Annotated in this window: 11 protein-coding genes and 1 pseudogene; 3 read left to right on the top strand and 9 right to left on the bottom strand. The window is 38.5% G+C overall.

The genetic code is table 11. The annotated features are described in order from the left end of the window. Positions 1–119: 119 nt before the first annotated feature. Together HXT53_RS03125 and HXT53_RS03120 are read right to left on the bottom strand one after the other, a co-directional pair. Complete coding sequence (locus tag HXT53_RS03125; RefSeq protein WP_004115278.1) at positions 120–1409, bottom strand: uracil-xanthine permease family protein; 1290 nt, start codon at positions 1407–1409, stop codon at positions 120–122. 344 nt (positions 1410–1753) lie between these two features. Beyond that, positions 1754–2122: a DUF488 domain-containing protein gene (locus HXT53_RS03120; protein WP_004115283.1), complete on the bottom strand. Its 369-nt coding sequence runs from the start codon at positions 2120–2122 to the stop codon at positions 1754–1756. A gap of 248 nt (positions 2123–2370) precedes the next feature. On the opposite strand from HXT53_RS03120, the gene HXT53_RS03115 reads away from it, so the two are divergent. Then, positions 2371–3432 (top strand): YeiH family protein, encoded by a 1062-nt coding sequence (locus HXT53_RS03115; RefSeq protein ID WP_020759525.1) that lies wholly within the window; start codon positions 2371–2373, stop codon positions 3430–3432. An 80-nt stretch (positions 3433–3512) separates the two neighbouring features. Here HXT53_RS03115 and HXT53_RS03110 read toward each other — a convergent pair whose 3' ends face one another. The 4 genes from HXT53_RS03110 to HXT53_RS03095 form a co-directional block, all read right to left on the bottom strand. Further along, a complete protein-coding gene (locus HXT53_RS03110; RefSeq protein WP_004115287.1) occupies positions 3513–4268 on the bottom strand; it encodes a L,D-transpeptidase in 756 nt (251 codons plus the stop codon). Between the two features lie 113 nt (positions 4269–4381). Continuing rightward, positions 4382–5470, bottom strand: coding sequence for a redox-regulated ATPase YchF (gene ychF / locus HXT53_RS03105; RefSeq protein ID WP_004111854.1), 1089 nt, complete (start codon positions 5468–5470; stop codon positions 4382–4384). 57 nt (positions 5471–5527) lie between these two features. Continuing rightward, complete coding sequence (gene proC, locus HXT53_RS03100; protein ID WP_004115289.1) at positions 5528–6331, bottom strand: pyrroline-5-carboxylate reductase; 804 nt, start codon at positions 6329–6331, stop codon at positions 5528–5530. Positions 6332–6466: 135 nt separating this feature from the next. Next, a complete protein-coding gene (locus HXT53_RS03095; RefSeq protein WP_421780666.1) occupies positions 6467–7846 on the bottom strand; it encodes an alpha/beta fold hydrolase in 1380 nt (459 codons plus the stop codon). Between the two features lie 129 nt (positions 7847–7975). Here HXT53_RS03095 and HXT53_RS03090 point away from each other — a divergent pair, with 129 nt between their 5' ends. Beyond that, complete coding sequence (locus tag HXT53_RS03090; RefSeq protein WP_004115295.1) at positions 7976–10504, top strand: sensor histidine kinase; 2529 nt, start codon at positions 7976–7978, stop codon at positions 10502–10504. 23 nt (positions 10505–10527) lie between these two features. Then, positions 10528–11258: pseudogene (locus tag HXT53_RS03085) on the top strand (response regulator). A gap of 206 nt (positions 11259–11464) precedes the next feature. On the opposite strand, the gene HXT53_RS03080 reads toward HXT53_RS03085, so the two are convergent. The 3 genes from HXT53_RS03080 to HXT53_RS03070 all read right to left on the bottom strand — a co-directional run bounded on the left by HXT53_RS03080 (position 11465) and on the right by HXT53_RS03070 (position 16826). Continuing rightward, a complete protein-coding gene (locus tag HXT53_RS03080; protein ID WP_004111876.1) occupies positions 11465–12916 on the bottom strand; it encodes a hypothetical protein in 1452 nt (483 codons plus the stop codon). Positions 12917–13287: 371 nt separating this feature from the next. Beyond that, positions 13288–15981: an ABC transporter permease gene (locus HXT53_RS03075; RefSeq protein ID WP_421780664.1), complete on the bottom strand. Its 2694-nt coding sequence runs from the start codon at positions 15979–15981 to the stop codon at positions 13288–13290. A 17-nt stretch (positions 15982–15998) separates the two neighbouring features. Further along, positions 15999–16826, bottom strand: coding sequence for an ABC transporter ATP-binding protein (locus HXT53_RS03070; protein ID WP_004111879.1), 828 nt, complete (start codon positions 16824–16826; stop codon positions 15999–16001). Positions 16827–16899: the final 73 nt, after the last annotated feature.

Below are 16899 nucleotides of genomic sequence, written 5' to 3'. Positions count from 1 at the left end.
CTATATTAATTATTCCCAATCTACTTGTTGTGTAATCAAAAATAATTACAAAAAAGCGCGCTCACAAAGTAGCGAACGCGCCTAATTTGATTAAATTAAATCATATTGAAGCATTTATGCTAAGCAACATCTGGATCGTCTTTAGCGATTGTTCCAGTAAGCTTTCCAATTGCTTTCATAATGTGGTACACAACCAACACAACAACAGTGCCGATTGCAATACCGTTGAACTGAATTCCAGAAATAGCAAATTGGAAGTTGGCAATGCCAATAATCATAACGATTGCAGCAATCATAATGTTAACTGGCTTATCGAAGTTCACTTTGTTTTCTACCCAAATGCGCACGCCGATCATGCCAATCATGCCGTAAAGCAAAGTGGTTACGCCGCCCAAAACGCCTGCTGGAATGGAGTTTACGATTGCACCAAACTTTGGGCAGAGGCTTAATACGAATGCGAAGAATGCAGCGCACCAATAAGCGGCAGTAGAATACACTTTTGTTGCAGCCATAACGCCAATATTTTCGCCATATGTTGTAGTACCGCAGCCGCCAAAGCACCCAGCAATTGCAGTACCTAAGCCGTCTGCAAACAAAGCGGTACCAATCTTGGAATCGTAGTCGCGGCCAGTCATCTGAGCTACAGACTTAACGTGACCAACGTTTTCTGCAATAAGAACGAGCACAACTGGCAAGAACATAAGCAAAACAGAGAAGTCAACTTGCGGAGTGTGGAACTTAGGGAATCCAATCCAAGAAGCTTGCTCAATCTTACTAAAGTCAACTTGACCCTGGAAGCATGCGTAAGCGTAGCCAACAAGAACACCAAGCAAAATGTTTAAACGTCCAAGAAGACCGCGGAAAATTACTGCAATAAGCATAACTGCAACCAAAGTTACTAAAGCAGTATCTGGCGCCTTTTGGAAGTTACCCCAAACAGCTGGACCCAAGTTAAAGCCAATGATTGCAACGATTGCACCGTTAACAACAGGAGGCATAATAATGTCGATCCACTTTGCTCCTGCAAAATGCACAAGCACACCGATTAAAGCAAGAAGAATACCCGTGCACATAATGCCAAAGCTTGCTACAGCAATACCTTTATGCGCAGCAGTTACAGCCATAACAGGTGCTATAAGACCAAAAGAGCTTCCTAAATAACTAGGAAGCTTATTTGCGTTAATCAACAAGAACAGTGCTGTGGAAAGAGCCGTGAACATTAAAGTAGTAGACGGATCAAAGCCTGTAAGAATTGGCACTAAGAATGTTGCGCCAAACATAGCAATAACATGCTGAGCGCCAATACCAGCAGTACGAGTCCAAGTTAGACGCTCATCTGGCTCTACTACTTCTCCTGGCTTCAAAGTTTTTCCGTCACCATGAAGCTGCCATGTAAACAACGATTTCATCGTTTTCTCCTTGTGTAAAACGAGTTCGTATATATGTTTGTAGTCGAACAACTACAAAAAACAAGCGCCAGCTTAAAAAAAAAAAACAAGCACTACTCGAGCGCAGGTTTGGCAGCTTCCGCAGAGGTCGCCATCAACCGCCGCCCCTTAGCCAAATGGTCATTCTAATGTACTAATCATAAAGTGTCGAGGCAATTTTAAAAATAACAAATTTACATGTGATTTTCATTGAAATATCAAGGAAAATCGGTGTGTCGAAAACAGATAAAACACAACTAATTAATACTAATAAAAGTTTATACTTATAAACTTTTGCTTACGTATTAAATCTGCTTATTACAATCTTAATTTTGCAAAACATTTTGAATGTAATCTTTTAACACAATTGCATGATTTATACGCAGATCTTTCGCGCCATATAAAAACGTTACTTTTTTATTTTTTCTACATATATCTACGATTTGGTTTACACAATCTTGATTCTCGTCCAACTCTTCAATATAACGATTAGCAAATTCTTCGAAACGCTCAGACTTATGCCCAAACCATTTTCGCAAATCACTTGATGGAGCAATATCTTTACACCACAAATCAAGATTTGCCTTTTCTTTACTTATCCCTCTAGGCCACAATCTATCTACTAATACTCGCAAGCCATCATGTTCATCAGATGATTCATAAATGCGTTTAATTTGAATATTAATATTGCACATAATTACCTCATTACCTCTTTAACTACATATAATGATTACACAATTATGATTTTTTTCAACAAGATTTAATTAATCACAATCCGAATGGAACTAATACAAAACTACGATAGATTTTTATCGAATATGTTTTATTATGTGATTTTTATTTTTAGCGTGTTGCTTGTAATCAAGCCGAAATGCAAATAAATGTTTAAATTTTTTTGAATTTTTGTTCATTTTTGTCCGATTATGAGAGAATACTTAGCTAAATGGTTAATTTCTTTGATACATGGAAAAAGAAAATCTGCACCATCAACATGGCTCTTATAGCAGTGTTGACTCTTCTAGCTTCCTTAATTGGTAGCTGGCTCAAGCAGTTCCCAGGCTTAAGCCTTTTGGGAGCACTTATCATTGCGTTGCTTATTGGCATGGCCCTGCAGCTGCCTTTGCACGTATACAAGTTGAATAATGATTCTAGAAGAGCTGGAGTTAAATCTTCTGCTGGTCTAATTGCAAATAAACTACTTCGACTAGGTATTATTTTGCTAGGCTTTAAGCTAAATTTGCACGTTCTATTTACTCAAGGTTTAAAGTGCCTACCAATCGCAGCTGTACTCGTTGCTGTTATGGTTTGCGTTACTTATAACATTGCAAAACTTCTTAAAGTAAGTCCTCAGCTTGCAATGCTAACAGCAGGTGGAACAAGTATTTGCGGAGCGGCAGCTGTTATGGGTCTTTCTGGCTCCATGCCTGTACCTCCACAAGAAGAGGATGAAAAAGAACAAAACGAAGTTATGGCTGTTGCAACAGTTGCAATAATGGGCACAATTTATGCTTTGGCAGAAATCTTTATTCTTCCTCATTTTGGAATGACTAAGCAGCAGCTTGGAATTGCTGCTGGAGCGTCCCTTCACGAAATTGCACACGCTGTTGCAGCAGGCGGAGCTTTTGGGAGTATTGACGTTGCAACAATCATGAAGCTTACACGAGTTCTTATGCTTGTTCCTACATCAATCTTTATTGCAATTTGGTGGAATGCTCGTCACAGCCAAGTAGAAGATAACGGAAAGCGCAAAATCAACTTCCCATGGTTTATGCTTGGATTTATTGCAGCATCCGTTATTGGTACGTATGTGCCTTTTGTTTCGTCTTACGCATCCCTCCTTGTTGACGCAGGATACGTCTTCCTTGGAATGGCTATGGCTGCTCTTGGAATCAACGTAAACTTTAGAGTTATATTTAAGCAAGGAAAAGCAGCATTCTTGGCAAGCTTCTTGGCTTCTATAGTGCTAGTTGTGTTAGCTTGTGGTGCAAGTATTTTGTTCTTCTAATAGAACAGACATCATAAAAGAAACAAGAGGATTCCCTTTAAGGGAATCCTCTTTGCATATATAATCAATAAATATTTTAGTTATTCAATGTGTACAGAAGTTCCATCTGGAATATACGAATAGAACCACTTAGAGTCAGGCACACTTAATCGAACACATCCATGAGATGCAGGAACACCCAGCTTTTGAGCCTCTGGAACAATATAATCACCAAAATTAAACCTGGTTGGCACAGAGTGGAATAAATATTCGGAACCTATAAAGCCAACCCAGTAGTCGCCACCCATCTTTTCTCTATCATTATAAAAATGGTCACCTCGCGCACCAATTTTATAATCACCTTTAGGAGTTGATTCATCCATTCCAGCACTAACAATCATCGTATAAACAAGATTATTATTCGCATAAATATAAACACGTTGTTTTTTAAGATTTACTTTTACGTGTAAATGATTTGCATCAACCCCAGAAAGATTCGGATACTGACCTCCTGTAGGAATTTTCCATAAATCAGAAGATTTAATTAATGGATTATCTAAAGACTTATTTGAATAATCTATCTTTGTTTTAGATTTTTTATTGTTTTTATTACTCTTATTGTTTTTGCGTTTTGAATAATAAGATTTTGTGTTATTAGAGATTCGACTATTTGCTTCTTCAATTACGTGAGATACCTGAAAACCGACAAAGCTGAAAAAGATTAAAATAACTAGAACAGTAGAAACGCGCTTATAGAAAATTTTGCGATTTTCTGGAGATTTTAAGCTAATAATATATTTCACTAATCGCGCAATAAGTGACCTTAGAACGCTTTTTAAAGCACAAAATATATTCATAAAATCTCCATAATAAACAAGATAAAAGGCGCTACTTTGATACTATACTACAGTACCTAAGCAGCGCCGTTACACATTAATATGATTATTGTTTAGACGAATTGTTTAGACAATCACACATTAAACTTAAATTCAACAATATCTCCGTCTTGCATAACATAATCGCGTCCTTCAAGACGAAGCTTTCCTTCTTCCTTGATTTTTGCCATTGAGCCTTGAGCCTCAACAAAATCATCGTAAGAAACAACTTCTGCTTTAATAAATCCACGCTCAAAATCAGTGTGGATAACGCCTGCAGCTTGCGGAGCTGTCCAACCCTTATGAATTTGCCATGCGTGAACTTCTTTAACGCCAGCCGTCAAATAGGTTTGAAGACCTAGAATATCAAAGCCAACGCGCGCAAGCTGATCCAATCCAGATTCTTGCAAGCCCGCATCAGCCAACATTTCTCGAGCATCTTCTTCATCAAGCTCAGTAAGCTCCGACTCAAATTGCGCATTCAAGAAAATAGCCTTTGCTGGAGCTACAGATGCCGCCAGCTTAGACTTTAAAGAGTCATCCGAAAGCTCCGAATCGTCAACGTTAAACACGTAAATAAAAGGCTTAGCAGTAAGCAAATGCAAATCGTAAACGTCGTCTTTATTAATCAACTTCTCATTATGAGCCTGATCAATCGTCTTACCAGATTCAAGAATTTCCTTAGCCTTATTTACAGCATTTACGTATTCTTGAGTAACTTTTTTGCCACGTAAATCTTTTTCTAACTTTGGCAAAGCATTCTCGATTGTTTGCAAATCAGCAAGAATAAGCTCCGTGTTGATTGTGTCAATATCGTCTGCTGGATCTACCTTGCCATTAACATGCACAATGTCATCATCGTTAAATGCACGAACAACTTCGCAAATGGCATCTGCTTCACGAATATTAGCAAGAAACTTGTTGCCCAAGCCTTCGCCTTCGCTTGCACCCTTAACGATTCCTGCAATATCAACAAATGTAACGGTTGCTGGAACTATTTTCTCGGTTTTAACAAGCTTCGCTAAAACAGGCAAACGTTTGTCTGGCAAAGGCACAATACCAGTATTTGGTTCGATTGTTGCAAACGGATAATTTTCTGCTAAAACGTTATTTCTTGTTAGAGCATTAAACATAGTCGATTTACCAACGTTAGGTAAACCTACGATTCCAATTGTTAAAGACATAATTACCTACTTTAGACCAGCTAGAGGAATTGACGACTCTACTATACTCGTATTGTTTTATTTTTGTTGAATTGCATCAACCGCGCTAATAACATCTCCCCTAAAACCACACGATTCTAGCTTTGAAACACCTCGAATCGTAGTGCCGCCAGGAGAACATACAGCGTCTTTCATAACGCCTGGATGAATGCGAGTATCCATATACAGAGCACCGACTCCCTCAATCATCTTTGCAGCCAAACGATATGCGCAATCTCGCTTTAGACCATACTTTACGCCAGCATCCGCTAAAGCTTCCATGTACATAGCAGTAAAAGCCGGAGCACAACTAGAAACACACATTGCAATATTTATGTGCTCGCTATCTACTCGCTCGACTAAAGAAATCGGATTAAAAATCGCATTAAAAGCTTCTAGCTGACTATCGGTTAGCGTATTTTCGTCTTCTGCTAAAGTAACTCCTTGGCAAACTGCGATTGGCGTGTTTGGAATAATGCATTGCACGTTAGCATCTTTGCCAAGTAGATTCTGGTAATGCTTAAGACTCCAGCCTGCTGCAACGGATATGATTGCTATTTTTCTGTCCACAATAGTTTTTGCAATAGGATGCAGAACTTCTTCAATCTGATTTGGTTTTACAGCCAGAATTAAAATATCACTAGCATCACAAACTTCACACGCGCTTTTTAACGCTTTTACTCCAAATTTGCTCGTAGTATTAACAAGTTTTTCAAAGTGGGCTGCGCATGCAACCATATCTTTTCCTTGCAAAACATTAGCGCGAATCAAGCCTTGCGCAATCGCTTGAGCCATGTTTCCAAAGCCAATAAATCCAACGGTTCCAATTGAGTTAGAACTCATTAACAAATCTCCCTAATAAGTAAACAATAAACTAAACACTAACTTTTTATTAAGCATCTAATCATTTGTACATACAACTTGTATATCTAATCATTTGTTAGGTACTTTAATCAAAAGTTACTTATACGACTTATATCACTTATATATAGTCTCTAAATCTCCACGATTCTTTGCCTCTTCTAGCAAATGACGGAACACAAAGTTTCCATGAACACCATCGTGCTCAAACTCGTTAGTAGTCCAATAATGAGAGTTAGAAATATGAGACAAAGTGTCTAGCTGAAGACCAGAATCAACATACAAGTCATCGAAATAAACCGCTGCTTGCAAAGGAACTTCATTATTTGCGAGTTGATCTAAGTCGTAAATCTTGCCAAATTGCATATCGTTCATCATGCAATCAACAGCTGGCAAGAACGGTTGCAAAGCTTTTTGCTGATCAAACATCCACGGGAACACAGCTTCGCCAGTAAACAAAAGCGGACGCGCGCTACCAGCAAACTCTGGCATTGTTTCTCGAACTTGCTGAGCTGCCCAACGAATTGGATGATCTAATTCACAATCCGCATAAATGAACTCTTGTAGTGGCCAATATAGCGGACTAGAAGATGTTGCATCCATAACGCCATAAAGAAACTCATCGCTTAAATAGCCATCTGCTGTTCCACCACCATGTTTAAACGCCTTAAGAGAGCCATCTCCATCCGAAAATGCAGAGTCAATAAGCCAATGAACTCTTTCAAAACTTGGCTTCATGCCAAAAGATGAACCAAGAGTCTGAAAGCGCTCAACCGTAAGCTTTTCGCCATTAGGCAAGAAAACATCTCCTTGAGAAATCCTATCTGCAATAGCTGCAGCGCGCGCAACATCCTGCGGATAACGCTCGTAGAATTGCTCAGTTTTTCTAGCCATACGCGGGAACGTGTGCTCGTAAACTTCTAGAGCATTAGCTGGAATGTGAGGAATACCGCCCGTTGTAAAGCTTGCAAGTAAGCCCTGTGGGAAAAGAGACAAATACGTAAGCGTTAAGAATCCACCATAACTTTGACCCAAAGAAACCCACGGCTTTGCATTAAACTCAGTTAAGCGCAAATGCTCAAAATCGCGAATAATAGAATCAGCTAAGAATCGCTTTAAATACCATGCTTGCCTCTCTACACTCACGCCGTCGTCTGCCATGCGCTTAATCGTAGAAGCATCTACTCTAGAAGAGCGCCCAACGCCACGCTGGTCTGGAAGAACAACACGAAAATGCTTAATTGCCTCTTGAATCCAACCATCGCTAGACGGCGAAAGCGGACGAGGGCACTGACCGCCTGGGCCTCCTTGCAAAAACACTAGCAAAGGCAAATCGTCATGCGCATGTTCTGGAGCACTAATAACCCTGCAAAATAGGCGAATCTTCTCCCCTTTAATAGAATCGCCTGGAGTGTTTTGCTCCCAGTCTAAAGGAACATCGATTGCGCGCTCTTCTACATACAATCCTGGTACGTAATACTTTGCTAGCAGTGCCATTGTAAACATTCCTTTCTGCACTCGCATGCAACGTTGCAATAACAAATCACATACAAAAATACACACTCTTACATAAATCATACTAAAGTTCGATTGTTCTATAAAGTGCCGTGTACTAGCCTAGTAGTTATGAAAATATCTCACACGTTTAACAAAGCCATACAACGCTTACGCACTGAGCTTACGCTAAACGATATATTGTGGGGCATTATTCCACTTATTCTTTTTACACTTTCAAGCAATCGGTATCCTATAAACAATGTTGACGGATTCTTGACGCAAAGTTCACTAATTACAACCTATCTTATAAATATTGTTGTTGCATCATTACTTTCAGTACGAAGAATATGGCCCGAACACACAGCTGTTATTTTTATTGTTGCATGCATTTTGCAAGTAATATTTGGCCCTACTCAACTTTTTGCTGATTTCTTTGGTTTTGTGCTGCTTGTTAATGCTATTGCTCGCGGAAATCCAGAACATTCAAAAGCTTTTGTTATTGCAGCTTACGTAACAACAGTATTATCTTGCGCAGCAATATCGTGGAATATTGTAATGGGGCCAATATATGGCATCAATCATTTAAAAGCTAGTTATTCTTGTAGTGTACAAAATATAAATAGCAGCAACATAAGAAACTGCTTTTCAAATGTACTTGATTTTGCAATTCCTTCCATAATTTTTGCGATTATTATTACTACAATTACGGTTATTATTGGCTACTGGCAGCGCACTCACGTGCATACTATTCAACTTTTACAAGAGAACAATAATGCTATTCGCGCGTACCGAAAGAAAGCTCAAAATATTGCTGTTACTGCAGAGCGCGCTAGAATCGCAAGAGATATGCACGATATTGTTGCTCACACGCTTTCTATTATTATTGTTCAAGCAGATGGTGGTCGTTATGCAGCAACCAAAGATATTTCGCTTGCTAAAAAAACAATGCATATTATTAAAAACGAAGCAGAGCGCGCCGTTCACGACATGCGTCGACTGCTAGAGGCTTTAACAGACGCTCCATCCGCTCAATTGGATTTTAATCACATACCTTCGCTTATTGAGCAAGCAAAAATTGCATCTCCTAATAACATTTTTTGGCACACTGTTGATGGCATAAATTCTCAAAATAGACTTAACACGGACGCACAAACCGTTGCATACCGCATTATTCAAGAATCTCTTACTAATATTCGGAAGCACGCAGGAAATGGCATTAAAATAAACATTCACGAACAGTGGAACGAACAAGGATTAACACTAAAAATCACAAACGAAGTACACAAGCTTGAAGCTAATCAAGAGCAAAATAGTGGTGTGCCACATAAAAATGGTTATGGTTTGATTGGCATGAAAGAGCGCATTGAAAATCTTCACGGAACGCTTGATTATGGAAAACTCAATGATGGAACATTTAGTATTGTTGCTTTTATTCCATATTCTTACAGCACAGACCAATCAAACACTACTGCTTCTGCACTAAATAGTATTCCTAATGTTAGTTATAAAAACGTAAAAGTTAATAATCCATTATCAACGCAAGAAAAACCAGAAAATACAAGCGATAAAACCTCATCAAAAGTTTTGCCAGCGACAAATAATTCACAAAATAGGATTGAGAAAGTATCACAATGGTTTGAACAACATTGGCTTATTGGCGATGTTATTTATGCATCACCTTGGACTGTTCTAATGCTTTTTATACCAACTTACGATTTTACTGTTGGAACTGGAATGACTTCACAATATTCAAGCTCGCTTTCATTACAAATACTTTATAGAATACTTACGCTTACTACTATGATTCCATTTATGTTTCGTAGAAAAGCTCCGACTACGTGCGCAATTGTTGCAGCAGCATTTTCTGCAATACAACTTATATGCTTGCCTAATATTTTATTTGCTAATTTCTTTATACCAACCATTGTTTATGCGGCTGTGCTCTATGGCAAAAAGCACGCATGGCAATGGGTTAGCGCAGTAGTGCTCGCCGAATCTGCTATTTTTGCTGTAAAAATTGGTGTTGCATCAAAAAATATTCCACAAAATGAAACTCCAATACGATTTTTTGCATCTAATGCGTACACAACTAATTTTTATGACATTATGCAAATGGCGTCCGTAGGATTAATTTTTGGTTTTATAGTTGCATTAATTTGTTTTGCTGCTATTGCATTTGCTTATTACCGCAGAAACGATGACAATAATTTGCTGATTCTAAAAGCGCGCAGAACAGAATTAGAACAAGAACAAAAACAGCTAGAAGTACTTGCAGCAAATGCCGAAAGGCAGCGTATTAGCGCAAATATTCAGCAAAAAGTTGCAGTTACATTGCATAAAGTAATTGATGCCGCAAATAGCGGAATTGATATGCTTAATAAATACGAAAAAACAAATAGTAATGCAGAAAATCAAAAGTCAAAAGAACCTGAGCAACTACAAGAACAAAGTGAAGCAATTAGTAAAGCTTTCAAAAATATTAGTGACGAAGGTCGTTCAGCACTAAAATATATGCGAAAATTGCTTGGAATTTTGCGAGAAACAGGATCAAGCGTTAATTCAGCAAATAATAGTGCAAATGTTTCTGAGATTGCGGTTCGCCCTGCTGCACCACTTGATGAGCAAATTCAACACAACGCATTAAACACAACACATTAAATAAGCAACAGTAAGTTGATACTATGGAACATATGGAAAACAATGAAGTAATTCGCGTAGCAATAGCAGACGATCAGGAGCTTGTGCGCGCAGGATTTGCTATGGTAATCAACTCGCAAAAAGACATGCAAGTTGTTGCGCAAGCTTCAAATGGCAATGAAATTGTAGAAGTTGCGTCAAAGGAAAATCCAGACGTTATTTTGATGGACGTGCGCATGCCTAACATGGACGGCTTGGAAGCAACTCGCAAAATTTTGCAAGAAGATGCTAATAGCAACACGCACATTATTATTTTAACAACTTTTGATTTAGACGAATACGTTATGGCTGCAATTCATACGGGCGCATCTGGATTCTTGCTTAAAGATACAGAGCCAGAAACATTGCTTAATTCAATACGAACTGTGTATCAAGGAAACGCAATTATTGCTCCAACTGCTACAAAGCGCTTAATTGAGTCGATGATTTCTAAGCCGAGCAACGAAAGTATTGCATCGGAAGAAGAAAATACAGAAAATGCGTCTAGAAGCAAACAAAACGCAAACGCTTACAATTCTTACTTAAATGATTTAACAGATCGCGAGCGCGAAGTACTCATTGAAATTGCTCACGGACTGTCTAACCAAGAGATTGCTGATAAACTGTTTATTAGCTTGCCAACAGTTAAAACGCATGTTGCTCATATTTTGGAAAAATCGACGCAAGAGACAGAGTTCAAGCTGTTGTGTTCGCTTACGAAAATGGTCTTGTTTAATTATTCTTATAAAAATAAAAAATAATGCGGCTGTTCTTATAAACAATAAATCTTTTCTATAAAATAATGCGGCTGCAAAATTAATCTATTCTCCATTGAACGATCGAATTGCAACCGCATTTTAATTTTTTTATATTATTTGTGCTATTTATATTCGCATTAAGCTATTTTAGCTATCTGTATTTAATTATCAGCAATCCTAAGTTTTATTTAGAAAAGCGAATTTTGCCACCGCGACTCATATAAATACCTGCAGCTGCAGAACCACCTATTGCCATTGTTCCTACAACAGCGCCAGCAACTACAAGATTATTGTTGTTCGATGGTGCTTTTGCGTTATCGCTTTTAGCTTCAGATAACTTATCGGCTTCTTCAACAGCTTTGGAATCTTCTTTTACCTCTTCATTTTCCGTATTTTCATCTTTTTTATCTTCTTCAGTATTTTGAGAATCGCTTTTTTCGCTACTAGAAGCGTTATTTGCTTCGGATTCTGCTGGATGAGATACTGGCGATGCTGTCTGCGCTGCAACTGATGCAGTAGTGCTCACATTTGCGGAAGCAGCAGAAACATCTGACGCAGGAGAAACAGCAGATGCATTTTGTGAGTTTCCAACAGAAGCCGCAGGAATTTCCTTGGATGTAGCATTCTGTGGGATAACCTTTGATTCAGAAACTGGAGCAAATGGTGTTACAGAGGATTCTGCTGGGCGTGCTGCTACAGATGAAGAAGTAGTCGATTCAACTTCAACACTCTTCGCTTTAGATTTCTTAGATTCTAATGATTCTACTTGCGAAGATCTATATTCAGAAGATGCAAATTTATTATCTGAAGACCGCGAATCAACTTTAGAATCCTTCGGCTGAGTCTGCACAGAATCTTTTTCTTGTGCAGCTTTTTCTTCAATAACTTTAGTATCTGGAGATTTTACTTCTGGAATGGACTTCTCAACTTCTTTCTTCGACTTAGTAGAGTCATTTGGCGTATCAACTGTAGTATCTGACTCTGTACGTGGAGCTGGTGTAGGAGAATCCGGCTTCATTGTTTCTTCTTGAACCTTATTTTCTTCCTTATTAAGATCATTGATATCTACACCAAAATTATCCTTAAGTTTTCGTTCATATTCTGCTACTTGTTGCCTTGCATTTTGTGAATATATATTATATTTTCTCAAATCCTCTTCAGCAGAATTCAACTTTTTAGTATTGTCTCTAAGATTGTTTTCTATATTTTTTCTATCTTCATCTAGCTTGATTTTCTCTCCATTAAGACGATCAAAATCAGATTCAGAAGCAGATTCCATTCTGCGTTCTAATTCTTCAATTTTATCAGTTTTATTATTACTATCTTCCAATTCTTTTTTTACAAGTTCATTTAAAGTCTTAACTTTTATTTCTAATTCTTTTAACTTGTTTTCATAAATCTTTAAATTATTTTTTGCACTTTTACGACTAGAAAGTAATTCATCTTGTGTCTCTGGATCTTTAGCACCCAAATCTAAATCTTCTAATTTACCGAATTTGTTATCAGAAGCATCGACAACATTATTTGGTTCTGATCCACTTACAGCTTCTTGTGCCCACGCTGGCATTGGGCTTTGCATTAATAACAACACGATTCCTGCAATCACTGCGGCAGATTTTTTATTGACCGTTACCATATTCTTCTACTCCTTGCTCGTAGCGGCCTCATATTTAATTTATGCTTATGTCAGCAGTCAACCAAAGAGCATAACAGAGAAATAAATAAGATTCCAACGTCAAATAATCGAAAAATTTTTCGATTAACTTGTTATAACAAATATTTAATACTTAATTTTTTCGATTTTCCCGATAAAAATATAAATCCATATTAATAATATCTAAACAATTGTATTTTATGCATAAAATTTATTTATTTTTTTGATGTACATCACATTATTTTTTCTGCGTGTCGCACGTTATGTAGAAAAAAATAATGCTGATGCACAACTACACCAGCATTATTTCTGTTTTTATAATTAACTTAATATATGTTATAACAACATATAGTTTATTCTTCTGCGAGCGCAACTACTGGCGAAGACTTCACTGCTCTACGAGCCGGAAGAACGCTAGAAAGAAGCGCTGCAAGCAAAGCGATTAGAGCAAGAACCGCGTAAATAGCCCAATCAACTACAAACGGAACTTTGCCAATTACGCTAAACACCATGTAGGATCCAATCCACCCAAACACTGTTCCAACAATCAAGCCAGAAACGGTGCTTGTTAAGGAAATCAACGTTGCTTCCAACGCAAGAGATCTTCTAACCTGGCCTCTTGTCATGCCTATTGCGCGCAAAGTTGCAGATTCTTTGGTTCTCTCAATAACAGACAAGCTTAATGTGTTTGCAACGCCTATTAAAGCAATCACAACAGCTACTGCTATTAAGCCAACAAGCAACATCATCATTACGTCGATAGCACTCTCCCACTGCGCTCGCTCAAACACGCTTCCAGCAGCCATAACCTCCGCATAGCTAGATGTAATATTTCTAATATTTTTAACAATATCTACAAGATTAGCTTTGCTAGAATCTACCGAAATGAGCAGAATATGCGTTGTAGGCTTAAGGTAGTTATTGAAGTAAGATTTGCTAACAAAAGCAGTATTCCTTGAATATATATTAACATTTCTATACTTCTTAAACTGAACTTGCTTTACAGTAATGCTCTTATCGTTATTACTAGAGTCTGTATTCGTGCCAGTAAATGGCGTAATATTATCACTGTCTGTTTCACCAGAACTGTACTTTTCTACGTAAGCTTGCAGATCAAGGTTTCCTTTTTTAAGCTCAAAAGGTTCTCCACCTTCTTCATTAAACTTAGGCAAAAGTATAGAATCTTTGTTTATATTAACGCCATCAAGGTCAGTGTGCATTACATTTTTAAGTTGATTTACATTATCAACTCCAACTGCCATAGCATACTCAGTTTTGCCCTTAGCGTTCTTAAAAGTCATAGGAACTGCAGGAAGCAACTCAGTATGCTTTATTCCACTAATCTTTGAAATATCGGCAGCTAGAGATTCATCAACATTCTTGCCTTGAATAATAATGTCAACACTGTAACGGTCATCAACAACACCTTTAAGAGTTGCTTTACCACATATTGCGCCCGTTACTACTGTAGAAACAAGCGTTACGCCAATAAGCAAAGCCGTTCCAGTTGCTGCAACTCTTCTAGGGTTTCGTTGCACGTTTGCGTTGGCAACTTTAGAAGCAGGCCCACAAAGTGCCATGATTGCGCCAGTTGCCTTCATAGCGAACGGCATCCAGAATGTTGCTGTAATAATAATTCCGATGAAAACAAGCGCACAACCAAACATTGCTCCAAGCAAAGTCATCCAAGAGTCAGAACCAGCATTAGGTGACTTCCCAGCAATCATACTCGCTAAAGAAGTAGCACTTAAAGCAGTAGCTAAAATACCTACAACAATAAACAGAACGCCAAAAACAGCGCGAATAATGCTTGCACGCTTATCTTTAATCAAATCCATTGGTCGTAGCGCTTCCATAGGCGTTACTTTTGTAGCAGATCGCGCAGCACTCATAGACGCAAGAACTGTTACAATCGTGCCAATTGCTATTGGCCACACAATTGCCGGAAGTGAAACAATCAAAGGAATCTTAGATAACGGTCCAGAATTAATATTCACGTTACTAATTGCGCCCATAAATCCGATTGCGCAAAGCACACCAACAGCCGCGGAAATAACTCCAAGTATTGCAGCTTCAAGCAAAACTGCAGCATAAAGCTGGTGAGATTGTGCGCCAATTACGCGCAAAAGCGCAAGAGTTCGTCTGCGTTGAGCAACCAGCACTTGGAATGTGTTTGCTATAACAAGCGAAGAAATAAGCAACGCTAGAATACCAAAAGATAGCAAAAACATAGTCACAAAATTAGTGCCGTTAGACACATTTCGAACAGATCTCACACCAACTTCGTGCCTAGACATAAGAGAGAATCTCGAAGGAAGCAAAGCGTTAATCTTAGGAGATAAATCGTTTATTTTAGATTCATCAATACTCATGTACACTTTGCTTTGCACAACTTGATTGTCAAAATTCTCAATATTTTCGAGTTTTGCACAAAAATCGTTCGTTATGCCACCAAGATACGTGCCGCGATTTGAAAATGGTATTTGAGAATGTTCTCCATCGTCAACAAGACCAACCACACGAACATCGTACGATTTTTCTTTATCTCCGCCAGTGTCATCTACTTTAACCAAAGTTATAGTATCGCCAATATTTGCATGTATTGATTTAGCAATACTTTTAATAAGCGTGATTTCGCTTATTTCTTGCGGATCTCTACCTTCTGTTGATTTATACACAGGAAGATTTCCATACAAACCATTAGACCAAGCAATACTCGTAACTGATTTATCACCTTTTTCTACTCTTACAAGCGCAGTAGCATCGTCACTACGAATACCGTTAACACCAGGCATCTTCGATATTTCGTCTAAATGAAGATCTTTATAATGAATTTCACTACTCGGAGAACTGTTAGGATTTCTAAATGAGATTGCATAATTTGCGCTACCGAATTCATTTGTTGCGTTTCGAACCATCAAGTCATCAACGCTGTTTGCAAAAAGCAAAGTAGCGCTCATAAACATGCTGCCTATAAGAATTGCAATTCCAGAGGCGATTAGCATGCGCACGCTTTTACGCATAAGTTTTAGTGCGATTTTCCACATTCTAAGTTCACCACCTTTTATTGCAATTGAGCAGGCTGATTATTAACGCCAGCCTCGCTACGCTCCATAAGCATCTTGCTCATTCCTTCTGCAGTAGGATTTTGCACGTCTTCAACGATTTGACCATCTGCAAACACGATTGCCCGATCCGCGTAAGACGCTGCAACAGCGTCGTGAGTAACCATAATCACAGTTTGACCAAGCTCCGTTACAGACTTCTTCAAGAAATGCAAAACTTCCAAGCTGGAAGCAGAGTCGAGATTGCCAGTAGGCTCGTCTGCAAAAACTACGGAAGGCTTAGAGATTAAAGCTCGAGCAATTGCAACGCGTTGACGCTGACCACCAGAAAGCTCAGCAGGCCTATGCTTTAAACGATCTTGCAAGCCAAGAGTATTAACCAAAGTATTAAACCATTGCTTATCTGGCTTTTTGCCTGCCAAAGTAAGAGGCATAAGAATATTTTGCTCAGCGCTAAACATTGGAAGAAGATTAAAACTTTGGAAAATAAAACCAACCATCTCGCGGCGCATAAGCGTAAGCTGCTTATCACTCATGCCTGTAATATCTAGGCCGTCAACCAAAACTTTTCCAGAATTAACGCTGTCAAGACCAGCCAAAGAATGCATTAAAGTTGACTTTCCAGAACCCGAAGGACCCATAATCGCAGTAAACTTGCCGCGCTCGAAACTAACGCTTACATCTCGCAAAGCGTGAACAATGCCTGCACCCTTGCCAAAATCTTTAACAACATGCAAAGCTGCAACCGCAGTCTCGCCAATCAAACCTTCTTGAGCGGAATAATTCATTTGCGTAAAACGCGTATCTTGACTATTTTCAACACTCATTTTGCACCTCGCTTACTTTTGCAGTTCCTTACAAGTATTGGAATTACCTTACAATTACAATTTACGGGATTAA

Source organism: Gardnerella sp. KA00390 (assembly GCF_049244075.1).
GTDB lineage: Bacteria > Actinomycetota > Actinomycetes > Actinomycetales > Bifidobacteriaceae > Bifidobacterium > Bifidobacterium vaginale.
The sequence above is the reverse complement of the archived record's forward strand: the minus strand, read 5'-3'. Positions and strand labels throughout refer to the sequence as shown.